Origin of the sequence: Bacteroides sp. D22 (assembly GCF_000163675.1) — a bacterium.
Taxonomy (GTDB): domain Bacteria; phylum Bacteroidota; class Bacteroidia; order Bacteroidales; family Bacteroidaceae; genus Bacteroides; species Bacteroides xylanisolvens.
This window is the reverse complement of sequence record NZ_GG774802.1, coordinates 79,719-104,700: the sequence shown is the minus strand read 5'-3', so window position 1 is coordinate 104,700 and position 24,982 is coordinate 79,719. Positions and strand designations below refer to the sequence as shown.

The following is a 24,982-nucleotide window of genomic DNA, read 5'->3' as shown; positions in this document are numbered from 1 at the left end:
AGAGAAACATTTAGTTCTTTTGGAAACAAGTAAACAAAATCCGAAGAATGAAAAACAAGATTGACCAATATACTGATACAGATGATGAGAAACTCTTCGCCTTGATTGAACAAGGTGATGAAGGAGCTTTCACCCAAGCCTATGAAAGGTATCATAAACTATTATATGTATTAGCCTATCGTTATTTAATGAGTTCTGATATGGCAGAAGATGTAGTGCAACATGTCTTTAGCCGTTTGTGGGAATTTCGTTCAGAACTACGTGTGGGAATCAGCCTAAAGAACTATCTCTTTACGATGACAAAAAATCATGTCTTGAACTTGATTCGTAATGAAAACAGCGCGATTGCAAAGAACTATGAGATGGCACAAGCCGCTTCGCCTTACGAAGATAATCTGATAGAAAAACTGGAGAAAAAAGAGTTGATGTCCAGTTTTTATAAAGCAGTGGATATGCTTCCTGCGCAAAAACGGGATATTTGCTTGATGAAAGTACAAGAGGAACTGACAAATCAGGAAATTGCGGAACGGATGAATCTATCCGTAAATACTATCAAGACGCATTATTCGGAAGCGTTGAAACTTCTCCGTATCCATCTAAGTAAGATGTTAATAATTGTTGCATTCACCACACTAATGACCTTTCTGAGTGTCCATTTAATAAAGTGATAAAAATGAATAGACCTACTGATAAACAAATAGAAGAAGTCCTGGCAGGAATTGCCAGCCCGGAAGATGCAAAATATGTGGCAGAGTGGTTTGCCACGGAAGAGGGTAGCGACTATCTTGAAGCTGCTATGACACAGGATTCCGAACTGATAAAAAATGAGTTTGCAGACTTGTATGTAGACCATGATATTCCTTCAAAGAAAATATTAGAACAGATACGGAAGAACATTCGTATCAAGAAGTTGAAGCGTATCTGTTTCCGAGTTGCAGCCGTATTGATACCTGTTGTCTTAATTGTCGGACTTTATATGCAACTGAATTCAAAAGTCGACCTGTTCGGCACTTCCGAATACGAAGAAGTAGTGGTGGATAAAGGCGAACGCATACAAATCATGTTTCAGGACGGAACAAAAGTATATATCAATTCTGATTCGAAACTAAGATACCCGAAGAAGTTTGCTTTGAACACCCGGGAAGTTTATCTTGAAGGAGAAGCCTATTTCGTAGTAGCCAAAAATAAGAACCGTCCTTTTATAGTCAATTTAAGTGGACCGGCAATTCATGTATTGGGAACTTCTTTCAATGTACAGGATTACCCGGAGAATAAGGATATAGTAGTATGTCTGGATGAAGGAAATATTAATCTTACCCTTCCTACGGAAAAGAAATACCCGGTGCAACCCGGCGAAAGATTAGTGTACAACAAAGATAACCAGCAGTGTACTATTTCCAAAATGAACGATATGCAACGCCTGTCGATGTGGAAACAGAATGTGATAGTATTTAAAGATACCCCGTTGCCGGAAGTCATTAAAATATTGAACCGCTGGTATAATGTAGAGTTTAAAGTTGAAGATGAAAACGTTTTGAAGTATGTCTATACATTGACTTCGGACAATACATTATTAGAGAAAGTATTAATGGATTTAGAGAAAATCGCTCCGGTGAAGTTTGAATATAATGAAGATAAGAAAGAAGTGATAGTAAAAATGAAATAATATAATCATTAGAAATAAATGGGGTATATGAATAAAGAAGTAGATTTATCCGTATCTTGTTATGGAAAAGTAAAAGACAGGAAATATGATATTGTGATATTGCCGTGGGGAGCTACCGAACCTCATAATCTGCATTTGCCATATATGACAGATTGTATTCTTTCCCATGATGTAGCAGTTGATGCTGCATTGATGGCTAAACAGAAATATGGCGTAAACTGTATGGTTATGCCGCCTATCGGCATGGGTTCACAAAATCCGGGACAACGGGAACTTCCCTTCTGTATCCATACGCGTTATGAAACACAGAAAGCAATACTGACTGATATTGTTTCTTCCCTTTATGTTCAAGGTTTCCGAAAATTGATTATTATCAACGGGCATGGCGGCAATACTTTTAAAAGTATGATTCGTGATTTGTCGGTAGACTATCCTGACTTCCTGATAGCATCGAGTGAATGGTACACCGTGTTAAAGGTGAAGGACTATTTTGAAAATCCGGGTGACCATGCAGATGAAGTCGAGACATCCGTAATGATGCACTATCACCCCGAACTGGTCAATCTTGAAGAAGCAGGGAATGGAGAATATAAAACTTTTGCCGTACAATCTTTGAATGAAAAAGTAGCATGGATTCCCAGGAACTGGGGGAAAGTATCTAAAGATACCGGTGTTGGCGATCCACGTGGAGCTTCCGTAGAAAAAGGAAAGAAGTTTGCGGAAGCAGTCGCAGAGAAATATGCAAAGCTCTTTGACGAATTGGTGAATCAGGAACTTTACTAAATTACAAAAAATATAGTGACGCTATCCTTGCGTGATAGTGACGGTATCCGGTAAGTATGGCGTCACTATGTGGACCGGATAGTGACGGTATCCCAAAAGACTGTTTCTAGCGAATTGCCAAGAACATGAATCTATTGTTATAAGTCCTTCTGAAAATAAAATCCGGAAGGACTTTTCTTTTTATATCCCATTTTCCTACAAATAAAATCCAAACCATATCTTGCTGAAAACTAATACATTATCATACGAAAATTTATTGGAAATAAAAAAACTTCAGAAAAAAACGTTTTTTCCCTCACCCGCTTCTTAATCTCGTGTGTCCACTAAATACAAAGAGATTAAGAACCTATTTATAACTTTAAACAAACTAAGTATGAAGAACAGAGTATTGCTTGTATTGTTATTGAGCTTTGCTGTAAGTCTTGCGGCGTCGGCTCAGAAAATAACAATGAATCTTCAACAAGTCAAGTTGGAGAAAGTCTTTTCGCTCATTACTAAACAGACAGGACTTACGGTAGCGTATAGCCGTACAATTGTCAATCCCGAACGGATTGTTTCTGTCCAGGCAAAAGACAAAGACCTTTCTAAAGTATTGGATGATTTATTCGCGGGTACAAATGTAGCTTATGAAATTGGAGAGAAGAAAATATATTTGAAAGCAAAAGAAGCTCCCGCAGCATCACAAGGGAGCCAAAAAACAAAGAAAATAACGGGAACCGTGACGGATATCAAAGGCGAACCGATAATTGGTGCCAGTGTATTGGTGAAAGGAGCGGGGACGGGTACTGTGACAGATGTAGATGGTAACTTTACATTGGATGCTCCGGCAGACGCTCTTCTGGCTGTCAGTTATATCGGTTATAAAACACAGGAAGTAAAGGTTGGGAATAAGAACTCATATTCTATCCAATTGCAGGACGACACCGAAGTCCTGGATGAAGTCGTAGTAGTTGGTTACGGCGTGCAGAAGAAATCAAGTCTGACAGGTGCCGTTGCTTCCATCTCTTCCCAAGAAATCAGCAAACAGGTATCATCTAATGTTGCTTCAAGCTTACAAGGGCGTACACCGGGTGTAGACATCGTGCAGCAAGCTGGTGTTGCTGGGGCAGATGTAAACATCGTGATTCGCGGTGCCGCTTCTTTTGGCGCTACCGAACCTCTGTATGTCATTGATGGAGCATTTAGTAATGCCGGATTAAGCTCATTGAATCCCAATGATATTGAATCTATCGAAGTACTGAAAGACGGTGCGGCAGCCGCTATCTATGGTTCACGTGCCGCCAATGGTGTCGTTTTGATTACTACCAAGAAAGGAAAGTCCGGCAAGCCCGTCATTCAGATAGACGGTTCGTTCGCATTCCAGAAAACGACTAATATTCCGGAGTTCCTCAATGCGTCGGAATGGAGAGAATTTGCCAATATGGTGGCAGATAACAGTGGCTTGCCTCATGCACCGGAGAATGACAATCCCACCAATCCGAACCTGAATACCGATTGGTCAAAAGAATGGATACAGTTTGCTCCGGTATGGAATCTGAATGCCAGTATCGCAGGTGGTGGAGACAACTCTACTTTCAGCACAAGCCTTGGTTATCTTGACCAAACCGGTATGACGATTTATTCGGATTATAAACGTTATAACTTCCGCCTGAATACCTCTTATAAAAAAGGACGTTTCTCATTCTCTGAAACCCTCGGACTGACGCATAAGGATAAAACTCCTACAACAGCTTTCAACATAGCTTTACCAACGTTACCTATTTATGATGAACAAGGACGGTTTACCTCTGGTGGCCCTGATTATTACATCAACCCCGAAGATGGCAAAGCGCAGAATAAGATAGCCCCGTTACATTATACAGATCAGTTTAATAAAGTGACGGATTTAATCGGCTCTTTGAACGCCCAACTGGATATTTGGGGCGGCTTAAAATACAAATTATCGTTAAGTGGAAATTATAGCAATAAGCATAATTACACCCATACCCCCGAGTACTATACAAAGTGGAACTCGGATGGAACTCCTGATAAAGATTACGGCAACACACGTAACAGTGTATCGGAAACAAGAGGTGAAGAGTTCACTTATACGATTGATAACTTGCTGACTTACAACAAGACATTCAACCGTCACTCAATAGACGCTTTATTAGGAACAAGCTGGATGAGAGAATACTATCGTTACATGACCAACTCTACCATTAACGATTTGGGAGGAACGGATATTACCGGATTCCAAAATGAAGATGGTAAGATTTCGGCAGGAGACAGTAATGCGGCATTGCTCTCTTTCTTCGCCCGTGTGAACTACGATTATGATAATAAATATCTGCTATCCTTGAGTATCCGCCGGGATGAATCTTCCAAATTCCATAAAGACAATAGAGTAGGTTACTTCCCCTCTGTCTCCGCCGGATGGAATGTGCACCAGGAAAAATGGTTCCAAAATCCTGTAATGAGCAAATTGAAGATCAGGGCTAGCTACGGTGAGTTGGGTGCCAACTTCCTCAATCCTTATAATTTTGACGCGATAGCTTATGGACCTATTCCTTACACAGTAGGCGGTGAACGTTATGTGACAGGACGCGCAGCCTATCTGAAATCGAAAGACTTGAAATGGGAAACTGCCAAAACCACAGATATTGGTATCGAACTGGGCTTCTTCAACAACGACTTGACCTTGTCATTAGACTATTTCGTAAAAAAGAACGTAGATTTGTTGGCACAGATAGACTTGAACTTGTCTTCCGGGCAAATCTTTGAAATTAACAGTTCACGTGAAAAACCCTACGTTAATACAGCTTCCGTAAAAAACACAGGATGGGAGTTTATGATGAATTACAGGAAACAATTGACGAAAGACTTCCATATAGATGCAACATTCAATATCGCAACGTTGAAGAATAAAGTATTATCATTGGGAGAAAACGTGCAGCCGATTACTTCCGGAGCAATGTCCAGCTACTTTAACGATGCTCCCTCTATTACCATGCCGGGAGAAGCTATCGGTTCATTCTATGGCTATAAGATTGACGGTTTTGATGCAGAAGGAAATTTCATATTTGCGGATATGGACAAGAATGGAGTAGTCAATGCAAATGATAAAGTTATTCTGGGCAGCCCTATCCCTGACTTCACATACGGTTTGAACATCAACATGGAATACAAAGACTTTGATTTGACTCTCTTCTTCCAGGGAGTGCAGGGAAATGATATATTCAATCAGAAAAAGTACACCTATTATTTTGATTATTCCAATAATGTGGTCAAAGAGGCTATGAATGGATGGACGAAAACAAATAGAAATACAGGAATCCCTATTATGAAAACCCAAAACACAAGTGGCGGAAATTCCCTGCCGAGTGAATTTTATATTGAAGACGGTTCCTATTTACGTCTGAAAAATCTTCAGCTTGGTTATTCGTTACCTAAAAAGTGGTTGGAAGCAATCCGGTTTAACAAACTGCGTGTTTATGCAGGCGTACAAAATCTGTTTACGCTGACCAAATACTCCGGTTATGACCCGGAAGTCAGTTCAAATGTATTGTTCTCACGTGGCATTGACATCAGTTCATATCCTAATGCCCGGACATTCACTTTTGGTTTTAACGCTTCATTCTGATAACTAAAAATATGATTAATATGAAAAACTATAAGAAAGTATATGCCGCATTTATCTTGGCGGGCGGCTTGATATTACACGGATGCAACGGTATCTTTGATGACCTGGCAATTAATCCGAACCAGCCGAGTATGGGAGCTTATTTCACCAGTCCGTCCGCTGTAAATGACGCAGTGATGACCATGTACGGATATATGTCTACGCAACGCTGCCTAGGAGCTTCCGGCTCTAAGACAACGATAATCCGCTCTGACGAGGCATCGTCCAATTCGGATTATGGCAAACCGGGCATGTTTGGTGCCGACTTGAATGCCAGTTATTACACTATTGAGCAACCTTATACATTGATGTACACCACTGCTTCCCAAGCATCCTACATCATTGAAACCGCCCCGTCTGTCGATTTCAGCGGCAATGAGGAACTGCGGAACGCATACATGGGTGAAGCCTATTTCTGGAGGGCATTTGCGCATTATTACCTATTGATTAATTTCCGGAATATATCTCCCATCAGACAGATGCCACGCAATGGAGATGACTATGTCCGTCCTTTGGAAAAACCTGCTGCCGTATGGGATTTTATTCAAGAAGACCTGGCACACGCGAAAGAATTGTTGCCCGTGAAGGGATATTGGGACAGCAAGAATGCCGGTCGTGTGACAAAAGCTTCCGCAGCCGCCTTATTGGGAAAAGCTTACCTATACCGTAGTGGAATCGAGCAATATTATGGTGAAGACAAGACTACATTTTACAGTGAAGCTGCCAAAGAATTTGGTGATGTTATAGACGGAAAGTACGGAACTTATGACCTGACTAAAAATTATGCCGATAATTTTGATGTCGCTCATGAAAATAACGAAGAATCAATTCTTGAATTTCAATTCCTAGGCGATGTCGATAATGCAGGATTCAATCCGGGGCTTGCCACTTCCGGTTTGGCGTTCGATTCACGTGGACTGATGTTGCCGGGAGCGGGAGTAGGTTATGAAGGCGTAGTACATAACTGGCTTTATAACGCATTTGTGAATTCGGTAGACAAGGACGGCTATACGGATATCCGAATGTTCTCCACAATGATATTCAATGATTTGGATGCGAGCATTCATTTGAGAAATGATGCAGGCGGCAATCCGGTACGTCTGGAAGGTCCCGGCGGTTATAAATGGGAAGAACTTTATCCTGCAAAGAATGGAAAAGAAGGATTTGCTACCGTGTCCAATCCTTTGGCACATTCATTCAAAGCAGGTATCAGAAAAGGGATTGATTGTTCCATGCCTACACAAACGGAAGCAGACGGGACTCCTAAATTGGTCGGTGTAGGTGCGGGCGTCAAGGAGTATGTATATAATCAACCCCGTGCCCATGGGGTGAACTGGCGGTATATCCGCTATGCCGATGTGTTGATGATGTATGCAGAATCTGTTGTCAGCGGTGGCACACCAGCATCAAATATGACTCCCTTGCAGGCAGTAAATAAAGTACGCGGACGTGCCAACATGAGCGAACTCCCTTCCGTAACCATGGCTGATATTCAGAATGAAAGAATCCTGGAATTTGCTTTGGAAGGGCATCGTTTCTATGATTTGCTCCGTTGGGGCAAGCTAGCCAGCCGTTTTACAGAGTTGCAGGAATCCGATCCTAACTTCAAGAAGTTCATATCGGCAGATGACTTTAAAGGATTCGTCACCAATAAGCACGAATGGTTGCCGATTCCTATCAATGAAGTGAATTCTAACCCTTATATCACAGAAAATAATCCGGGATATTAACTAAGAAAGAATTAACATGATAAATTTGAAAAATATGGCGGTACTACTGTTCAGTTTGGTAGTACCGGGGCTTGCTATTGCCCAAACAGAAGTACTTTACAATGGCATACACCTGCCTGAACAATGGCCACCCCGCTATACGGAGCCACAAAAAGCACAAGATATGCCGATACCCTATCTTGAACAAAAGCCGGGAGTAATTCCTGTAAATGTAGGACGGCAACTATTTGTTGATTCTTTTCTGATTGCAGAAACTAATTTGAATAGAGTGATTCATACTCCCCGGTTTTACGAAGGGAATCCGGTACTCGGACCTGATAAGGAATGGGAAAAAACAACCGAAGGCGGACTCTACGCTGCACCCTTCAGTGATGGGATCTGGTATGACGAAAAAGACGGGAAGTTCAAAATGTGGTACTTGGCAGGTGCCGGTGTTCTTCACAAAGGAGACAATCAGACCTTTTATACCGGATATGCCGAATCGGAAGACGGCAAGCACTGGACAAAACCTGTACTGGATATTTGGAACCAAACCAATATTGTAGATACCTGCAATCGTGACGCAGCTACTATTTGGTTAGACAAACAGGAGAAAGATCCGTCCAAACGGTACAAGATGTTCAATGTCGAACGCCGTCCCACGGATCGCAGATGGCAATTTATCTTAAAATACTCATCAGACGGGATTCATTGGGGAGAGGGAGTCGCTCAGTCTGGTGATTTATACGATCGTTCATCAGCATTCTACAATCCGTTCCGTGATGTGTGGGCATTGAGTATGCGTTACGGGACAACAGTTTCTTCCCGCTCACGCAGTTATTTGGAAAATAAAGACCCGGAAATGGCAGTAAGTTTCGCACATCGTATCCGAAAAGGAGTACCTGATAAGAATATGGTCTACTGGTTTACTCCGAGCGATAAAGAGCCGCGTCATCCGGAGTTTCCGGAAGTAGAACCGGGTATTTACAATTTTGATGCCATTGCTTATGAAAGCATTATGTTAGGATTGTACAGTGTCTGGCAGGGACCGGAAAATGGAGTTTGTGCCAAACTGGGTATTCAGAAAAAGAATGAAATCTTTCTAGGGTATAGCCGTGATGGCTTCCATTTCTATCGTCCTTCTTTCAAGCCTTTCATGGCGGTGAATGAGACGGAAGGAGCATGGAACTGGGGAAATATGCAGTCCATCAACGGAGTGCCTTTGGTAGTAGGAGATTCACTTTATTTCTATTCCAGCGGACGTCAAAGAAACAAGATTATGTGGGATAGCTATACATCTACCGGACTGGCTACTTTACGCAGAGATGGTTTTGTCTCCATGCATGGAGATAAGGACGGCTATCTGCTGACGGAGAAGATTCGTTTTGACGGCAAACATCTTTTTATCAATGCAGATGTAAAAGGTAGCTTGACCGTAGAAATTCTGGATGAGAATGGAAAGCCATTAGAAGGATTCACGCGGAAAGACTGTGTGCCGGTGAAGAAAACGGATAAGACAAAATTGTTGGTTACATGGAAGAAACACCAGGATATAGCATCGCTCATCGGGAAGGCTGTCCGACTGAAGTTCTATCTGAATAACGCTGATATATATGCATTTTGGATTTCTCCGTGGCAAACGGGCGAAAGCCGTGGATATACAAGTGGCGGCGGACCGGGACTGTCAAGCTGTGGCATAGATGTTCCTGTAAACAAATAAAAGATAAATGACTATGAAACGTTTACTTTATACATTACTATTTTTCCTGCCTTGTATGCTGATAGCTTGCGGTGGCAGTGATGATACTCCAGATGGAGATAATAATCCCCCGGTAGTGGCTCCCCCTAGCGAAGAGCCGGTAGATTCACGGCTATTGTACAATGGTATTCGTCTGCCCGAACAGTGGCCGCCGGTACGTTCATCTTCGTCTGAACTGGAAAAAGGAATGTCACCTTTTTATCTGTCGGATAAACCTTCTGTTATTAATATCTCGGTAGGACGCCAGTTATTTGTAGACAATTTCCTGATAGAATCCACTAATCTGAAACGTACGTTCTATTATCCTGAATATTATTCGGGCAATCCGATACTGACACCGGAACAGGATTGGGAGAAAACTGGGACAAAAGGTGCGGCATTTGCCGCTCCTTTCAGCGACGGGGTATGGTATGACGAAAAGGAAGGAAAATACAAAATGTGGTACATGGCAGGTGGTGGCTCCTATGCAACTAGCGGAGCAGGAGTGACTTGTTATGCGGAATCAACGGACGGTATTCACTGGACAAAACCCACTCTTTCCATTGTAGCCGGAACAAATATCGTTGACTATAACTCAGAACGTGACGCGTCTGTTATTTGGCTGGATAAACAGGAAAGTAATGCTTCGAAAAGATACAAGATGTTTCTGGTTACCCGTGAATCCGGGAAATGGAGATACCGTTACAAAACTTCCCCGGACGGCAAAGTCTGGCGTGCCGCAGCTCAATCGGAACCGATTGCCGACCGTTCAACGGTATATAAAAATCCTTTCAGAAACGTTTGGGTATATAGCATGCGGCATAATATCCGGGTGGATGCGAATAAGCTGGTACGTGCGAGGGATTATAATGAAAACGCCGACCCGGAAGCTGGAACAAAGAAAGCGGAAGCATTATTGAGTGCATTCTGGTTCGGTCCGTGGGCTAATGAGCAACACCATACAGACTATCCGAATATAGCGCCTGCGATATATAATCAGGATGCCACGCCTTATGAAAGCATTATGCTGGGATTCTTCTCCGTTTGGCAAGGGCCGGAAAATGATGTTTGTGCTTCGGACAACGTAATCAAGAGAAATCAAGTCATGGTAGGATATAGCCGTGACGGTTACAGTTGGTTCCGTGAGGATATGAATCCTTTCCATGCCGTAAATACGACCACCTCGGACGCATGGAATCAAGGTAACCTGCAATCCGTAGCCGGAGCACCGTTAATTGTCGGTGACAAACTCTATTTCTATCTGAGTGGTCGTCGTTTGAGAGGTACGCAGGAGATTACCACTACCGGACTGGCTACACTTCGTCGCGACGGGTTTGCTTCCATGAAAGGAACGGGCGAACTGCAAACGCCCTTACTGAAATTTGACGGTTCGTACTTCTTTGTCAATGCCAATGTCACGGGAGAAATGAAAGTGGAACTTTTAGATTCCAATAATAAAGTAATCGAAGGATTCTCAAAAGATGAGTGCAAAGCCTTTAAAGGGGATAATGTAAAAGCGAAGATAGAATGGACAGGCAACGCTTCATTAGCCTCTTTGAAGAACAAACAACTGAAAGTGAAATTCTATATTGATAATGGTGAAATATTTGCTTTTTGGATTTCTCCTTCTGCGAATGGAGAGAGTATGGGATACACCGCTGGCGGAGGTCCCGGGTTGAATATTTCCGGAATAGATAAAACCAATTAAAAAATGAATACTATGAACAGATTAGCTTATTTATTATCATTGATTTGTATTCTTGCATTTTCTTCTTGCGAAGAGGATAAGGTATATTATCACACTGCGGCAAAGGCAGACTTCACCATTGGTGAGAATATGTACGAACTGGGACAGACTGCTGTTTTTAAAGATGCTTCCATACCCGATGAAGGAAGCCGGATAGTAGCATGGTTATGGGAGTTTGGCGATGCAAAAAAATCCGTCTCGACGGAACAGAATCCAACTTTCGTTTATCCGTCGGACGGTACATTTACCATTAAACTGACGGTGACTGATGATAACGGCTTGAGCGCCACAGCTAAGAAGGACCTTACCATCTTAGACCCGGCTAAAGCAATCAATGTAATGTGGCAGAAAGAAATGGGCGGACCTATTGAAAGTACAGTCTCACCCGCATTGTCGGCTGACGGTAAAACGGTTTATATGATTACCGACCAGACTTCCACAGGAGCATTTGACGTGAAACTTTATGCTTATGATACAGAAAACGGAACACAGAAATGGGCATTTGACGTAACTGCCAATATGAATGAACTGAATCCGGGCGGAGGGGCAAGTATGGTATATGCAAGTCCGGCAGTAGGACCGAATGGAGATGTGTATATTGTGGTTCGTGATTTGAAGCCAGCTACTGCTGAACACCCCCGTGCTTTGTTTTTATTTGCTGTAGGAAGTAATGGTAGCAGAAAATGGGCATACAAAGCTGCCGATTCTAATTTGTATGCTGTCACTCCGGCTATTGATGCATCCGGTAATATTTACTTCGGACATAGAGGAAAGAAAATAATCGTATTAAGTCCTGCCGGTGATATAGTCAAAGAAATAGCTTTAGATGTAGAAGTGTTGTCCGGTATGTCTCTGTCCAAAGACGGAACTGTCTATTTCGGCTCTTCCAAGAATACGGGATATTTCGGTTATGATTTTGCTACCGGTACTCAAAAGTTTGTCTATCAGAAAGATTTGGGTGGTACAGCATTGAAAGGAAATTCTTATACGATAGGAGCGGATGGAACCATTTATACCATAGCCGAACTGACATCAGGTGGCGCTATCATAGCTCTGAATCCTGACGGAACGGAAAAATGGGTGTACAAGACTCCGGGAGCCATTGTCAACGGTGGTGTTGTGATTGGTACGGATGGAACGCTTTATGCCAACGGTGGAAATACTGTTACCGGTGAAGCTTCGGCAGGTGTTTTCGCTTTGAATTCGGACGGTTCTTTAAAATGGCATTATGCTACAACGGAGGACGTTAACAACTGCGTACCAATCATCGATAACAGAGGATATATCCATATCATCTCGAACAAAGCCGTCTATTATATAGTGAAACAAGACGGTAGTTTACTTGCATCCGCAGAGTTAGGCGTTAAATGTACTTCCAGTCCGGTAATGGATTCAAGAGGATATTTATATGTCGGCATTGAAGCTGTTGCAGGTGCATCTGATATGGTATGTATCTCATCTGGAGCTACTTCCTATGCGAACTCTGGATGGCCGATGAAAGGCCAGAATCCGCAACGGACAGGTTTGCAAAAGTAAGTAGTTTAAAATGTCGACGATTATGAAGAAATATTCTTTATTGGCAGTTTTCTTATTATTAATGTGCAATGTTTCGGTATGCGGGCAAACAGGACGTATCCTTTTTGTGGATACAACATTCATTGAGAAAACAAATCTGCAACGAATACATCATTCGCCCATCTATTATTCTGGCAATCCTGTTTTGAAAGCTGATAAAAAATGGGAATTGAATATAAATGGCGACCCTTATGCCGCTCCATTCAGCGGTGGCGTATGGTATGATGAAGAAGAACATAAATTCAAGATGTGGTATTCTGCCGGTGGCGGAAAGTTATTAGGACTCGTCACTTGCTATGCAGAGTCGTCCGACGGGAAAGTCTGGATAAAACCGGATCTGGACGTTGTTCCGGGAACCAATATCGTAGATACATTAGAGCATGATTGCGTTTCCGTGTTGCTTGATAAATTTGAGAAAGACCGGACGAAGCGTTATAAAATGTTTGTTGTAGAATTTAATAATCGCTTCACAGTCAGCATGAAACTCAAATATTCTTCTGACGGAATCCATTGGAGTGAGCCGAAAGCTCTTTCGGGAGAATTGTACGACCGTTGTGCGGCTTATTACGACCCGTTTCGCAAGAAATATGTCCTGTCATTGAAAACCATAAATGGAGTGTATAGGCGTTCACGCAATTATTTGGAACATGAAGATCCGGAAATGCTGGTTAGCCTAGCACACAGGATATATGACAACAAGAGTGATAAGTTTATCCGTTATTGGTTTAATGCCGATGCCGATGACCCGCGTCATCCTCAATTTCCCGAACTGCGTCCACAGATATACAATCATGAAGCAATGCCGTATGAGGGCTGTATATTAGGCTACTTCACCGTTTGGCAGGGGCCGGAAAACAGTGTTTGTGACAGTCTGAATATTCAAAAAAGGAATGAAGTCCTGATAGGTTGGAGCAAAGACGGTTTTCATTGGAACCGGGAAAACAAGAAACCATTTCTTCCTGTCAGTGAGGACTTTCATGCATGGAATGCAGGCAATGTACAGTCTACTGCGGGTAGCCCTCTGATAGTCGGAGACTCTCTTTATTTTTATGTCAGTGGACGCTATAACAGCAAGCCGAAACATGATTCCAATTTTGCCACAGGACTTGCGATGCTTCGTCGTGATGGTTTTGTTTCGATGCGGGCAGGAAGAAAAGAAGGATATATAGAAATAAAAACTCAGATTCCGGCAAATGGAAACTATTTGTTTGTAAATGCAGATGTGAAGGGAACTTTAGCGGTAGAAGTGTTGGATGATAACGGTCAGCCAATGGAAGGATTTACAAAGAAAGACTGCATATCAATGAAAAAATCGGATAAAACGAAACAGATGATTTCATGGGAAAAACATCCAGGCGTAACATCACTGGTGGGGAAAACAGTCCGGTTGAAGTTTTATCTGAATCAGGCGGATATCTATGCATTTTGGATTTCGGCATGGCAAACAGGCGAAAGTGGTGGATATACCGGCGGTGGAGGACCGGGACTATCAGACGAGGGTATAGATACCCCCATGGATAAATTGAAAAATAACTAAATATATTAAACTTAAAAAAAGAAACTGTATTATGGAAAAGATTATAGGATTAATCAATGCTCCTTTTACTCCGTTTTATGAAAATGGAGAAGTAAATTATGAACCAATCGAAGCCTATGCAAAGCTACTTGTAAAAAATGGCTTGAAAGGTGTTTTCATCAACGGTTCTTCTGGAGAAGGGTATATGTTGACTGATGAAGAACGAATGAAGTTGGCAGAACGTTGGATGGAAGTTGCACCGGATGGTTTTAAGGTTATTGTACACGTGGGGAGTTGCTGCGTAAAGTCAAGCCGGATGCTGGCGGAACATGCCCAGAAAATCGGAGCTTGGGGAATTGGTGCAATGGCACCTCCTTTCCCGAAAATAGGACGAATAGAAGAATTGGTAAAGTACTGCGAAGAAATCGCTGCCGGAGCACCGAAGCTGCCCTTCTATTATTATCACATTCCTGCATTCAATGGAGCATTCTTATCGATGCTTGCTTTCCTGAAAGCTGTTGAAAACCGTATTCCCAATTTTACGGGAATCAAATATACCTTCGAAAGCCTGTATGAATACAATCAATGTCGTTTGTATAAAGACGGCAAGTTCGATATGCTTCACGGGCAGGATGAAACCATTCTTCCTTGTCTCGCAATGGGAGGGGCGCAAGGCGGAATCGGCGGAACGACCAACTATAACGGTATAAACCTGGTAGGTATCATTGATGCCTGGAAAGCCGGTGAATTGGAGCAAGCCCGTGAATTGCAAAACTTCTCTCAGGAAGTGATTAACGTAATCTGCCATTTCCGTGGGAATATTGTTGGTGGCAAACGTATCATGAAGCTTATCGGACTTGATTTGGGCGGCAACCGTACTCCTTTCCAAAACATGACCGCTGACGAAGAAAAACAAATGAAAGCGGAACTGGAAGAAATCCGTTTCTTCGAACGTTGCAATAAATTCTAACAGGAGGACGTATGAAGAATATTACTGACTATATACAACAATGGGCTAATACCTATAAGGATGATATGCAGAATAATATCATGCCCTTTTGGATAAAGTATGGACTGGATAGAGTGAATGGTGGTATATATACTTGTGTAGATCGCGACGGTGCATTAATGGATAGTACAAAATCCGTTTGGTTTCAGGGGCGTTTTGCATTTACTTGTTCCTATGCCTATAATCATATAGAAAAGAATCCGGCATGGTTGCAAGCCGCAAAAAGCACACTAGACTTTATAGAGAAGTATTGCTTTGATTCGGATGGGCGTATGTATTTTGAAGTGACAGCGGACGGTCGCCCTTTACGTAAGCGCCGTTATATTTTCTCCGAGTCATTTGCAGCCATAGCGATGTCCGAATATTCGATAGCGTCGGGGGATAAGACGTATGCGGTGAAGGCACTCGAACTGTTCAAACGTATGCAATATTTCCTGCAAACTCCCGGACTGCTTGCTCCCAAATATACAGATACGCTCCCCATGAAAGGACATTCCATCACCATGATATTGATAAACGTAGCTTCCCGAATCAGGGAAGCTATTCAAGACGAATGTCTGACACGGCAGATTGACGAGTCCATTAGCTGTCTGGAAAAAGATTTCCTACATCCGGAGTTCAAGGCATTATTGGAAACCGTAGGACCGAACGGAGAATTTATAGACTCCAATATGGGGCGTACCATCAATCCGGGGCATTGTATCGAAACAGCTTGGTTTTTGCTGGAAGAATCCAAGCTCCGGGGAAGGGATCAAAACATAAAAGAACTGGGGCTGAAGATTCTGGACTGGTCATGGGAGTGGGGCTGGGATAAAGAATTCGGCGGTATTATCAATTTCAAAGATTGCAGGAATCTTCCTTCGCAGGACTATGCGCAGGATATGAAATTCTGGTGGCCGCAAACAGAAGCAATTATCGCTACCCTGTATGCCTATCTGATGACGAAAGAAGAGAAATACCTGAAGATGCATCAACAAATCAGCGAGTGGACATATACACATTTCCCGGACAAAGAATACGGAGAGTGGTATGGCTATCTCCATCGGGATGGAACAGTCGCCCAGCCGGCAAAAGGAAATTTATTTAAAGGACCTTTTCATATCCCTCGCATGATGACAAAAGGATATATGCTTTGTGAGGAAATAATGTCTGAAATAAAAAAAGAAATAAGATGATTGTATCCAATTTACAAAATAGCCAACGGGTGGAGAAACTTCACCCGTTGTTCAAACAGCTTTTCGATTATGTGAAATCGCACGATCTGTTGCACGAGGAACTGGGAACTATCAGACTGGATGGTGATAATCTGATTGTCAATAATATCTATCCCGAATGTATTCCTGAAGGAAAGCGTTTATTAGAACTGCATCACGATTATATTGATGTGCACATATTGCTTGAAGGCAAAGAAACCATTGGCTGGAAAGCCTTGGAAGAATTAAAAGTGGAAAGGCAAGCTTATGATAAAAAGAGTGATTGTGCCCTATATGGTGACGTTCCTACTACTTTCATCAATCTCTTGCCCGGACAATTCGTCATTGTATATCCGGAGGACCCCCATGCTCCGGCTATCGGTAAAGGCTGGATACGCAAACTGATAGCTAAAGTAAAAGTCTAAGTAAACAGTCTCAAAAATCTTTTAAATACAACTACCATGAAAAATAAAAATATTTATCCATGGGTAGTGGTTGCGTTGCTTTGGGTAGTAGCGTTGCTCAACTACATGGATAGACAAATGCTTTCTACAATGCAGGAAGCAATGAAAATAGATATTGTAGAGCTGACGAAGGCAGAAGCTTTCGGTGCATTGATGGCAGTCTTTCTATGGATTTACGGCTTTATGAGCCCGGTTGCCGGAATTATTGCAGACAGGCTTAGTCGTAAATGGTTAATCGTCGGAAGCTTGTTTGTTTGGTCGGCTGTAACATTCCTGATGGGATATGCCACGACGTTTGAGCAATTATATGGTTTGCGTGCAGTGATGGGGATTAGTGAAGCATTGTATATTCCTTCCGCTCTGTCCTTGATAGCGGATTGGCATCAGGACAAATCACGCTCATTGGCAATTGGAGTTCACATGACCGGACTGTATGTCGGTCAGGCAATCGGTGGGTTTGGAGCTACGGCAGCCGCTGCATTTTCCTGGCAGAGCACTTTTCACTGGTTTGGCATTGTAGGTATTGCTTATTCTGTGGTTCTTATCTTTTTCCTACATGAGAATCCTGTCCGAATGAAAATAGAAAAGGTTGTTGCTAATGGCATTAGCAAGGGGAATTCAATTGGAAAAGGGCTGTTACTGTTATTTTCAAATGTTTCTTTTTGGGTGATATTATTTTATTTTGCGGCTCCAAGTTTACCGGGGTGGGCTACAAAGAACTGGTTGCCGACGCTATTTGCGGAGAACCTGGATATTCCGATGTCACAGGCAGGACCAATATCTACGATTACCATTGCTCTATCTTCATTTGTCGGAGTAATATTGGGAGGATTCTTGTCGGATAGATGGGTGCTGAAGAATATCCGCGGACGTGTCTACACAGGGGCAATCGGACTGGGGATGACCATCCCCGCACTGTTATTGCTAGGTTTCGGACACGGTTTCATTAGCGTAATAGGTGCAGGATTGTTATTCGGCATCGGCTTTGGTATTTTCGATGCCAATAATATGCCTATTTTATGCCAGTTCGTTTCTGCTAAATATAGAGGGACGGCATATGGTATTATGAACATGACAGGAGTTTTTGCAGGAGCTGCAGTAACTCAATTATTGGGAAAATGGACGGACGGTGGAAGTCTGGGCGAAGGATTTGCTATGCTTAGTATTGTCGTTGCACTTGCATTAGGACTACAAATCTACTTTTTAAGACCTAAAACGGATAATATGGAGTAATACAATGATGGTTATAGTTTGGGTTGTTATGAGTAATAAGAAGAAAAGAATATTAGTGTAAAGCTCATTTATTATCTCAAATGTATAGATATATTTGTGAATATTGCATTCGTACTATTCTTACTCTTAAACTGTTTTCTTTTTATTATACAGGATGCTAATAAACTCAATTTGCATTTTTAATAAATAATGAAACAGTTTATTATAAACGGGTCTTACATTTATAATAAACGATATTCGGGATAATTCACTAAGTAGGCACGAATATATTAAACAAAATGGGGTGAAATCTATGTAGATTCCACCCCATTTCTATTCTTTCAGACACATATTTATGTTTCTGTAAATTCTCTTTATGTCTTTATTTTTGTATATATCATATCTGTTGTCTGCTAATTGGTTACTGCAAATATACAAAATAAAAAGGGCAAAGTCAATAGCATTTTAAAATTTGATGTGATACAACACATGCCTGCACAACGGATGCTCACCAGGGACAAGCGGATGATCGAATTCCCTCACTCGTTCCATTCCTATTTTCTGCATTACACGTTCTGACCGTTGGTTGAGAAGGGAAGTAAAAGAAAAGAGTTCTTTTATATCCATTTTATTGCGTGTATATTCCAAACAAGCTGTTGCAGCTTCAGGAGCATAACCCTGTCCCCAATATTCGTGTGCTAACCGCCAGCCTATTTCTATGCCCGGAGCAAAGTCTACATCAAATGTAATCTGATGTAGTCCGGTATAGCCCATAAAAGCATGATCTTCTTTTCGTTCTACAGCATACAAACCGAAGCCACAGGTTTGGAACTCATTTTGAATACGCTGATAAAAGGCAAATGATTCTTCCGATGACAATGAATTAAGAAAAAACTCCATCACATTCGGATCGGCATTCATACGGGCAAAAAACGGGATGTCTTCTTCTTTCCAGTCGCGGAGAATCAGACGGGGTGTTTCTATATACTTTTGCATAATAATGATAATAATGGAATGCAAAGATACAATTCTTTTTTCCTTGTTGGAGGTTATTCATTATTATAAGTATTAACTATTATTCATTGAATCCCCTCTTCACTTATGGTCAGTCTAGTCAGCAGCGTGGTACGGGTGTGTAAACCAGAAGCAGGAACCTACTCCTTCGGTTGAATCCACGCCAATTTCTCCTCCCATTTGGGAAACAATGCTTTTGCAGATAGAAAGTCCGAGTCCTGTACCCTGAACAAAGGTATTGAGCTTCACAAAACGTTCGAATATACTCTTTTGCTTTTCTTCCGGTATTCCCATTCCGGTGTCGCGCACATAGAATTTTATTTTCTGATGGGATACTTGTTTATATCCCAGGGTGATACAGCCTTGCTGGGTGAACTTTAATGCGTTATTTATAAAGTTACTGATAACTTGAGTGAATCTGTTTTTGTCAGTGTAGAGATAACATTCCGGCAATGGTTCCTCAAAAATCAATTCAACACCTTTACTCACTTTCATACTCATTGATTTGATGATTTCAGCACACGTCTCATTTACATCCACATTGGTATATACAAAATTGAATGTTCCCGCTTCAATTTTCGAAAGATCGAGAATGTCCGATATCAGTTGCAAGAGAAGTTCATTATTCTCTTGCACAATCTTGATATATTCCTGCCGTTCGCTTCTGCTGTCCGTTTCTGCCAGAAGACTGGAAAAGCCGACAATAGCATTGAGAGGAGTACGGATCTCATGGCTCATGTTAGCCAGGAAAGCCGACTTCAGACGATCCAGTTCTTCCGCTTTATCACGGGCAATAATCAATTTCTGTTCAGTCTCTTTCAAAGGCGTGATGTCATAATTGATACACAACATCTCAATAATACCGTCCTGTGGGCGATAATCTCTAACCATAACGTTAATGCTGGTCCATGTATATTTACCATTCTCCCTGCATACACGAACTTCTTTACGCAAACTGGTTGCTTTCCCTTCTTTCACTTCACGTACAAAGTTTTTCAGAACAGCCTGATCTTCAGGAACCACATGTGTATATACTCCGATAACTTGCGGCATGGGAGTACCTTCTTTTTCGCCCAAATTCCTGTACCATGTATCTTGGGCATACCCGTCTCTTGTCAATACATTGAAATGAGCAAATCCTACCTTGGCATAATCACCGATTAGAAGAAACAGATTCTCAAACTCCTGTATCTTGGTGTATGCATTGGTCGTTTCCGTCGTATCTATATTGATAAACAGATAGTTGATAAATCGGTTTTGAGAATCATAGAGAGCGGTAACTTTAGTGGTAAGATTAATAATCCCATTTCTCCGACTATCTACATATTGATTTATTTTTGAGAAGTCATAATTGATGGAGAAGTTTACATCTTCTTTCGCTCTCAATCTCTCTTTAACCTCTAAAGGAATATTGGGATTGTCGAACAGATTAACTCCCAGTGCCTCATGCTTGTCAGACAAGCCGAATATTTCAAGCTCTTTATCATTAATATCTACCAGATAACCGTCTTTGTCGTAAAGTTCGACACCAGCCGGAAGATTCTTATAGATATTTCTTAATATCTTCTCGCTGTTGTCCAAAGCAAGACGATCTTCTTTGGCTTGTAACTCCGACTTTCGCAATTCGATGCAAATACTGATAATATTAGCAAGAGAGGAAAAGCATTGATAATCCACATTGCTCCAGCTACGCTGCGTTCTTACCATATCAATTCCCATATAGCCCCATACCTCTTCTTTAGAGATTAGCGGAACTACCATCAGCGACTTGATATCCTGCATCTCCAACGTCTGACGATATTCCGCAGCTTCTTCGGGCATGTCGTCCAGCGTGTTCAGTATGATAGCCCTTCTTTCGGCTATCTGATGATTCCACCAGGTAGAAGGGTCCCAGGGAATATTACTCAAGAACTCCTGTTCCTTGGATATTCCTTCGGCGGTAACCTCATAAGTGCAATCCTGGCGTTGTTCTTTTCTGTTTATTTCGAAGATATAGATACGATCGCCCAAAAATTGGTGAAGAAGATCTCCTAATGTCTTGTTAACCACTTGAGCGACATCATCACATTGCAGAAAAGCAAGCAATGAATATGAAATATTAGTTTGTTGGTAAAGCAAATTGCTCACTTGAAAGAAATCAATGTTTCCATTCGTAGTATCGATTGGTCTGTCAATATATTGCAGAAAGCCTGTCATGTTCCTATATCCCTCTTTATCGGGCTTTTGGAAATTAATCTTAGAGTACACCCATATTTCCCCGTCTTTTGCCCGGATTGGGAACATTTGTTCGTATGTCTCCAGATAAGAAAGAGACATATATTCATTTTTAAGACGCAGTCGGTGGTCTTCACGTATTCTTTGGTGGAATTTGGTGAAACTGATGCGGTTACTTTCAAGGCCGAGTAAGTCAACAATAAAGTCAGAGCAGATATATTCTTTATTCTTCAAATCTGACTCCCACCATCCCATTTTGGCCATCTGTGCTATCTGAACGTATTTTTCATAGTCATAATTTGTTTGTTCTTTCATATTGTTTGCTCTTGTTTTCTGTTTTATATTATAAGACACTAGCCGGCAAAGATAAGCATAACTTTTAAATAATGAGGCGTTTGCATATTACAGCAAGATGAAAGTGGAAGTTTGGTGCTGAAAAGTGGAAAAAGAGACGAATGAGTACAAACAGGGGATTATTTCGTCTTTCTTTTAGTGAAGAAATGAATTATATAATCTATAATATATATCAGAAGAATGAAAAATACCAGATTATTCATGTTTGCGGCATGCACACTTTTTTTAGCAGCGTGTGGCAGGCAAACCGTGAAGATTATGACTCCGCCGGATGCGTCAAATCGTGTTCTGTTTGGTGCGGAGCAGTTACAGACTACCTTGGATAAAGCCGGTTATCAGGTAATGATGCAACAGGGAGACACGACATTCTCCGATCCCGAAATCAAAACGATTCTCTTGGCGGAAGTAAATGACACGACGCTCAAGAAAGAAGGTTTTCATATTTCGACGACGGGCAATCTGACCAAAGTGTCCGGCAGGGATGGGAGTGGTGTCATTTACGGATGCCGTGAACTGATTGACCGTGTGAATGATTCGGATGGTAAGTTGAACTTCCCGGAGGAACTGAAAGACGGTCCTGAAATGGTATTGCGTGGTGCATGTGTAGGATTACAGAAGATGACCTATCTGCCGGGGCATGGTGTGTACGAATATCCGTATACACCGGAAAGTTTCCCCTGGTTTTATGATAAAGAACAGTGGATTAAATACTTGGATATGCTGGTTGCCAACCGCATGAATTCGCTGTACCTTTGGAATGGCCATCCGTTTGCGTCATTGGTGAAACTAGAAGATTATCCGTTTGCACTGGAAGTAGATGAAGAAACCTTCAAAATGAGCGAAGAAATGTTCTCTTTCCTCACGGAAGAAGCGGACAAACGCGGTATCTTTGTCATACAGATGTTTTATAATATCATTCTTTCCAAACCTTTTGCTGAACATTACGGACTGAAAACACAGGATCGTAACCGTCCTATTACTCCTCTGATTGCCGATTATACACGCAAGAGTATTGCCGCTTTCATTGAAAAATATCCCAATGTAGGATTACTTGTTTGTCTGGGTGAAGCGATGTGTACAGTGGAGGACGATGTGGAATGGTTTACTAAAACAATTATTCCGGGAGTGAAAGACGGATTACAGGCATTGGGACGTACGGATGAACCGCCTCTTTTGTTGCGTGCGCACGACACGGACTGCAAACTGGTGATGGACGCTGCCTTGCCGCTCTATAAGAATCTTTATACGATGCATAAGTATAATGGTGAATCGTTGACTACCTACGAACCTCGTGGTCCCTGGTCGAAAATTCATACGGATTTGAGTTCGTTGGGTTCCATTCATATCAGTAACGTACATATCCTAGCAAATTTGGAACCGTTCCGCTGGGGTTCTCCGGATTTCGTTCAGAAGGCGGTCACTGCCATGCACAATGTACACGGTGCCAATGCCTTGCACCTTTATCCGCAGGCTTCATATTGGGACTGGCCTTATACGGCGGACAAATTACCGAACAATGAACGTGAATTCCAATTGGATCGTGATTGGATCTGGTATCAGACCTGGGGACGCTATGCGTGGAACTGCCATCGCGACCGTACAGATGAAATGGGTTACTGGGACCATCAGTTAGGCAAGTTCTACGGAACCTCTGACGAAAATGCAAGTAATATCCGTGTAGCATACGAAGAAAGCGGAGAGATCGCTCCGAAGTTGTTACGTCGTTTCGGTATCACAGAGGGAAATCGCCAAACGTTATTACTGGGTATGTTTATGAGTCAGCTTGTCAATCCATACAAATATACGATCTATCCGGGATTCTATGAAAGCTGCGGACCGGAAGGAGAGAAGCTGATAGAGTATGTAGAGAAAGAATGGAAAAAGCAACCTCATGTAGGTGAAATGCCTTTGGATATTGTTGCTCAAGTAATAGAACATGGAGATAAAGCGGTAGCGGCTATTGATAAAGCAGCAGGTTCCGTCTCTTCAAATAAGGATGAATTTGCACGTTTACAGAATGATATGCATTGTTATCGTGAATTTGCGTATGCGTTCAACCTGAAAGTGAAAGCTGCCAAACTGGTATTGGATTATCAATGGGGAAAAGAGATTAAGAATCTTGAAGAAGCTATTCCTTTGATGGAACAAAGCCTAGAGCACTATCGCAAATTGGTGGAACTGACGGACGAACATTACTTATATGCCAACAGTATGCAGACTGCCCAACGTCGTATTCCTATCGGTGGAGATGATGGAAAGAATAAGACTTGGAAAGAACTGCTGGTACACTATGAGAAGGAATTGGAGAATTTCAAAGCCAACCTCGCTTTGTTGAAAGAAAAACAGAATGGAAATGCAGTGACTGAAACTGTCGAGATTGCTGCCTGGACTCCTGCAAATGTGAAACTGATCTCTAATTATCCGACAGTGAAAGTGGATGAGGGGACTTCTTTATTTGTGGATGTTCCAGGTAAGATAGAAGCAGTAGCTCCGGAATTGAAAGGAATGAAGGCGCTCCGCTTCAATGGAAATGAGCAGAGAGAGAAAGGCACAAGCATCACTTTCGAAACGGATGCTCCGGTGAAATTGTTAGTCGCTTATTTCAAAGACGACCAGAAAAAATATGCAAAAGCTCCGAAACTGGAAATCGATGCGTCAGCCAATGACTACGGTCAGGCGGAACCCGTGTTGACGAATGCCGTCCGTATCAACGGAATGCCTTTGGCAAATGTACATGCATATAGTTTTCCGGCTGGAAAGCATACGTTGATGTTACCCAAAGGTTATCTGCAAGTGTTAGGATTCACGGCTGCGGAAACGAAAGTTCGTAATGCCGGGCTTGCCGGGGATGAAGAGACAATGGATTGGTTGTTTTATTAATGGGAATTTAGCAGTTAAATGGGAATTTAGCGGTTAAATGGGAATTTTGCAGTTAGGCTGAAAGCCTTACAATTATATATTTATTGGGGTGCCCTGAAAGGGCTTAATTATATAGCGTAGGGCAACGCCCTACGAAAAAAACACACCAGCCACAAGCCCTGAAAGGGCGGAACCGTATACAATTATGCCCTTTCAGGGCGCAAATTCAGATTGTCGTTTTTACGTAGGGCGTTGCCCTACGCTATAT

At 42.0% G+C, this 24,982-nt stretch carries 16 protein-coding genes; 14 read left to right on the top strand and 2 right to left on the bottom strand.

Features of this window, described 5'->3' with window-relative positions:
* The first annotated feature begins 47 nt into the window (after positions 1–47).
* From HMPREF0106_RS15760 to HMPREF0106_RS15820, 13 genes are all read left to right on the top strand, one after another.
* A complete protein-coding gene (locus HMPREF0106_RS15760) occupies positions 48–668 on the top strand; it encodes an RNA polymerase sigma factor (RefSeq protein WP_004296070.1) in 621 nt (206 codons plus the stop codon).
* Between the two features lie 5 nt (positions 669–673).
* On the top strand, positions 674–1,666 hold the full coding sequence (locus HMPREF0106_RS15765) for a FecR family protein (RefSeq protein WP_008640446.1): 993 nt from the start codon (positions 674–676) through the stop codon (positions 1,664–1,666).
* Positions 1,667–1,693: 27 nt separating this feature from the next.
* Positions 1,694–2,449, top strand: coding sequence for a creatininase family protein (locus HMPREF0106_RS15770; RefSeq protein WP_008640435.1), 756 nt, complete (start codon positions 1,694–1,696; stop codon positions 2,447–2,449).
* Between the two features lie 373 nt (positions 2,450–2,822).
* Positions 2,823–6,071, top strand: a complete 3,249-nt coding sequence (locus tag HMPREF0106_RS15775; RefSeq protein WP_009039616.1) for a TonB-dependent receptor — start codon at positions 2,823–2,825, stop codon at positions 6,069–6,071.
* A 20-nt stretch (positions 6,072–6,091) separates the two neighbouring features.
* Complete coding sequence (locus HMPREF0106_RS15780) at positions 6,092–7,840, top strand: RagB/SusD family nutrient uptake outer membrane protein (protein ID WP_008640433.1); 1,749 nt, start codon at positions 6,092–6,094, stop codon at positions 7,838–7,840.
* 16 nt (positions 7,841–7,856) lie between these two features.
* Positions 7,857–9,539, top strand: coding sequence for a hypothetical protein (locus HMPREF0106_RS15785; RefSeq protein ID WP_009039615.1), 1,683 nt, complete (start codon positions 7,857–7,859; stop codon positions 9,537–9,539).
* A 13-nt stretch (positions 9,540–9,552) separates the two neighbouring features.
* Positions 9,553–11,265 carry a hypothetical protein gene (locus tag HMPREF0106_RS15790; RefSeq protein ID WP_009039614.1) on the top strand — a complete coding sequence of 571 codons (1,713 nt, stop codon included), beginning with the start codon at positions 9,553–9,555 and terminating at the stop codon, positions 11,263–11,265.
* A gap of 3 nt (positions 11,266–11,268) precedes the next feature.
* Positions 11,269–12,840, top strand: a complete 1,572-nt coding sequence (locus tag HMPREF0106_RS15795; protein WP_410491994.1) for a PQQ-binding-like beta-propeller repeat protein — start codon at positions 11,269–11,271, stop codon at positions 12,838–12,840.
* 22 nt (positions 12,841–12,862) lie between these two features.
* Entirely contained in the window at positions 12,863–14,416 is a 1,554-nt protein-coding gene (locus tag HMPREF0106_RS15800) for a hypothetical protein (RefSeq protein WP_032851223.1), read from the top strand.
* A gap of 31 nt (positions 14,417–14,447) precedes the next feature.
* A complete protein-coding gene (locus tag HMPREF0106_RS15805) occupies positions 14,448–15,365 on the top strand; it encodes a dihydrodipicolinate synthase family protein (protein ID WP_009039611.1) in 918 nt (305 codons plus the stop codon).
* A gap of 11 nt (positions 15,366–15,376) precedes the next feature.
* On the top strand, positions 15,377–16,579 hold the full coding sequence (locus HMPREF0106_RS15810; protein ID WP_009039610.1) for an AGE family epimerase/isomerase: 1,203 nt from the start codon (positions 15,377–15,379) through the stop codon (positions 16,577–16,579).
* The gene (locus tag HMPREF0106_RS15815) at positions 16,576–17,022 is read left to right on the top strand and encodes a YhcH/YjgK/YiaL family protein (protein ID WP_004296059.1); all 447 of its coding nucleotides are present in this window, start codon (positions 16,576–16,578) and stop codon (positions 17,020–17,022) included. Before HMPREF0106_RS15810 ends, HMPREF0106_RS15815 begins: the two co-directional genes overlap by 4 nt.
* Positions 17,023–17,058: 36 nt before the next feature.
* Positions 17,059–18,294: an MFS transporter gene (locus HMPREF0106_RS15820; protein ID WP_009039609.1), complete on the top strand. Its 1,236-nt coding sequence runs from the start codon at positions 17,059–17,061 to the stop codon at positions 18,292–18,294.
* 444 nt (positions 18,295–18,738) lie between these two features.
* Here the strand turns inward: HMPREF0106_RS15820 and HMPREF0106_RS15825 are convergent, their stop codons facing one another.
* Both HMPREF0106_RS15825 and HMPREF0106_RS15830 read right to left on the bottom strand, forming a co-directional pair.
* Positions 18,739–19,269, bottom strand: coding sequence for a GNAT family N-acetyltransferase (locus tag HMPREF0106_RS15825; protein WP_009039608.1), 531 nt, complete (start codon positions 19,267–19,269; stop codon positions 18,739–18,741).
* Positions 19,270–19,383: 114 nt separating this feature from the next.
* The gene (locus HMPREF0106_RS15830; protein ID WP_009039607.1) at positions 19,384–21,816 is read right to left on the bottom strand and encodes an ATP-binding protein; all 2,433 of its coding nucleotides are present in this window, start codon (positions 21,814–21,816) and stop codon (positions 19,384–19,386) included.
* Between the two features lie 219 nt (positions 21,817–22,035).
* Here HMPREF0106_RS15830 and HMPREF0106_RS15835 point away from each other — a divergent pair, with 219 nt between their 5' ends.
* Positions 22,036–24,735 carry a hypothetical protein gene (locus HMPREF0106_RS15835; protein WP_032851222.1) on the top strand — a complete coding sequence of 900 codons (2,700 nt, stop codon included), beginning with the start codon at positions 22,036–22,038 and terminating at the stop codon, positions 24,733–24,735.
* Positions 24,736–24,982 lie beyond the last annotated feature (247 nt).

Bases quoted from the DNA above. Each gene is read 5' to 3' on its own strand.
- HMPREF0106_RS15785 (WP_009039615.1), top strand. From the start codon at position 7,857: ATGATAAATTTGAAAAATATGGCGGTACTACTGTTCAGTTTGGTAGTA.
- HMPREF0106_RS15765 (WP_008640446.1), top strand. From the start codon at position 674: ATGAATAGACCTACTGATAAACAAATAGAAGAAGTCCTGGCAGGAATT.
- HMPREF0106_RS15790 (WP_009039614.1), top strand. From the start codon at position 9,553: ATGAAACGTTTACTTTATACATTACTATTTTTCCTGCCTTGTATGCTG.
- HMPREF0106_RS15835 (WP_032851222.1), top strand. From the start codon at position 22,036: ATGAAAAATACCAGATTATTCATGTTTGCGGCATGCACACTTTTTTTA.
- HMPREF0106_RS15830 (WP_009039607.1), bottom strand. From the start codon at position 21,816: ATGAAAGAACAAACAAATTATGACTATGAAAAATACGTTCAGATAGCA.
- HMPREF0106_RS15810 (WP_009039610.1), top strand. From the start codon at position 15,377: ATGAAGAATATTACTGACTATATACAACAATGGGCTAATACCTATAAG.
- HMPREF0106_RS15795 (WP_410491994.1), top strand. From the start codon at position 11,269: ATGAATACTATGAACAGATTAGCTTATTTATTATCATTGATTTGTATT.
- HMPREF0106_RS15770 (WP_008640435.1), top strand. From the start codon at position 1,694: ATGAATAAAGAAGTAGATTTATCCGTATCTTGTTATGGAAAAGTAAAA.
- HMPREF0106_RS15815 (WP_004296059.1), top strand. From the start codon at position 16,576: ATGATTGTATCCAATTTACAAAATAGCCAACGGGTGGAGAAACTTCAC.
- HMPREF0106_RS15780 (WP_008640433.1), top strand. From the start codon at position 6,092: ATGAAAAACTATAAGAAAGTATATGCCGCATTTATCTTGGCGGGCGGC.
- HMPREF0106_RS15805 (WP_009039611.1), top strand. From the start codon at position 14,448: ATGGAAAAGATTATAGGATTAATCAATGCTCCTTTTACTCCGTTTTAT.
- HMPREF0106_RS15760 (WP_004296070.1), top strand. From the start codon at position 48: ATGAAAAACAAGATTGACCAATATACTGATACAGATGATGAGAAACTC.
- HMPREF0106_RS15820 (WP_009039609.1), top strand. From the start codon at position 17,059: ATGAAAAATAAAAATATTTATCCATGGGTAGTGGTTGCGTTGCTTTGG.
- HMPREF0106_RS15775 (WP_009039616.1), top strand. From the start codon at position 2,823: ATGAAGAACAGAGTATTGCTTGTATTGTTATTGAGCTTTGCTGTAAGT.
- HMPREF0106_RS15800 (WP_032851223.1), top strand. From the start codon at position 12,863: ATGAAGAAATATTCTTTATTGGCAGTTTTCTTATTATTAATGTGCAAT.
- HMPREF0106_RS15825 (WP_009039608.1), bottom strand. From the start codon at position 19,269: ATGCAAAAGTATATAGAAACACCCCGTCTGATTCTCCGCGACTGGAAA.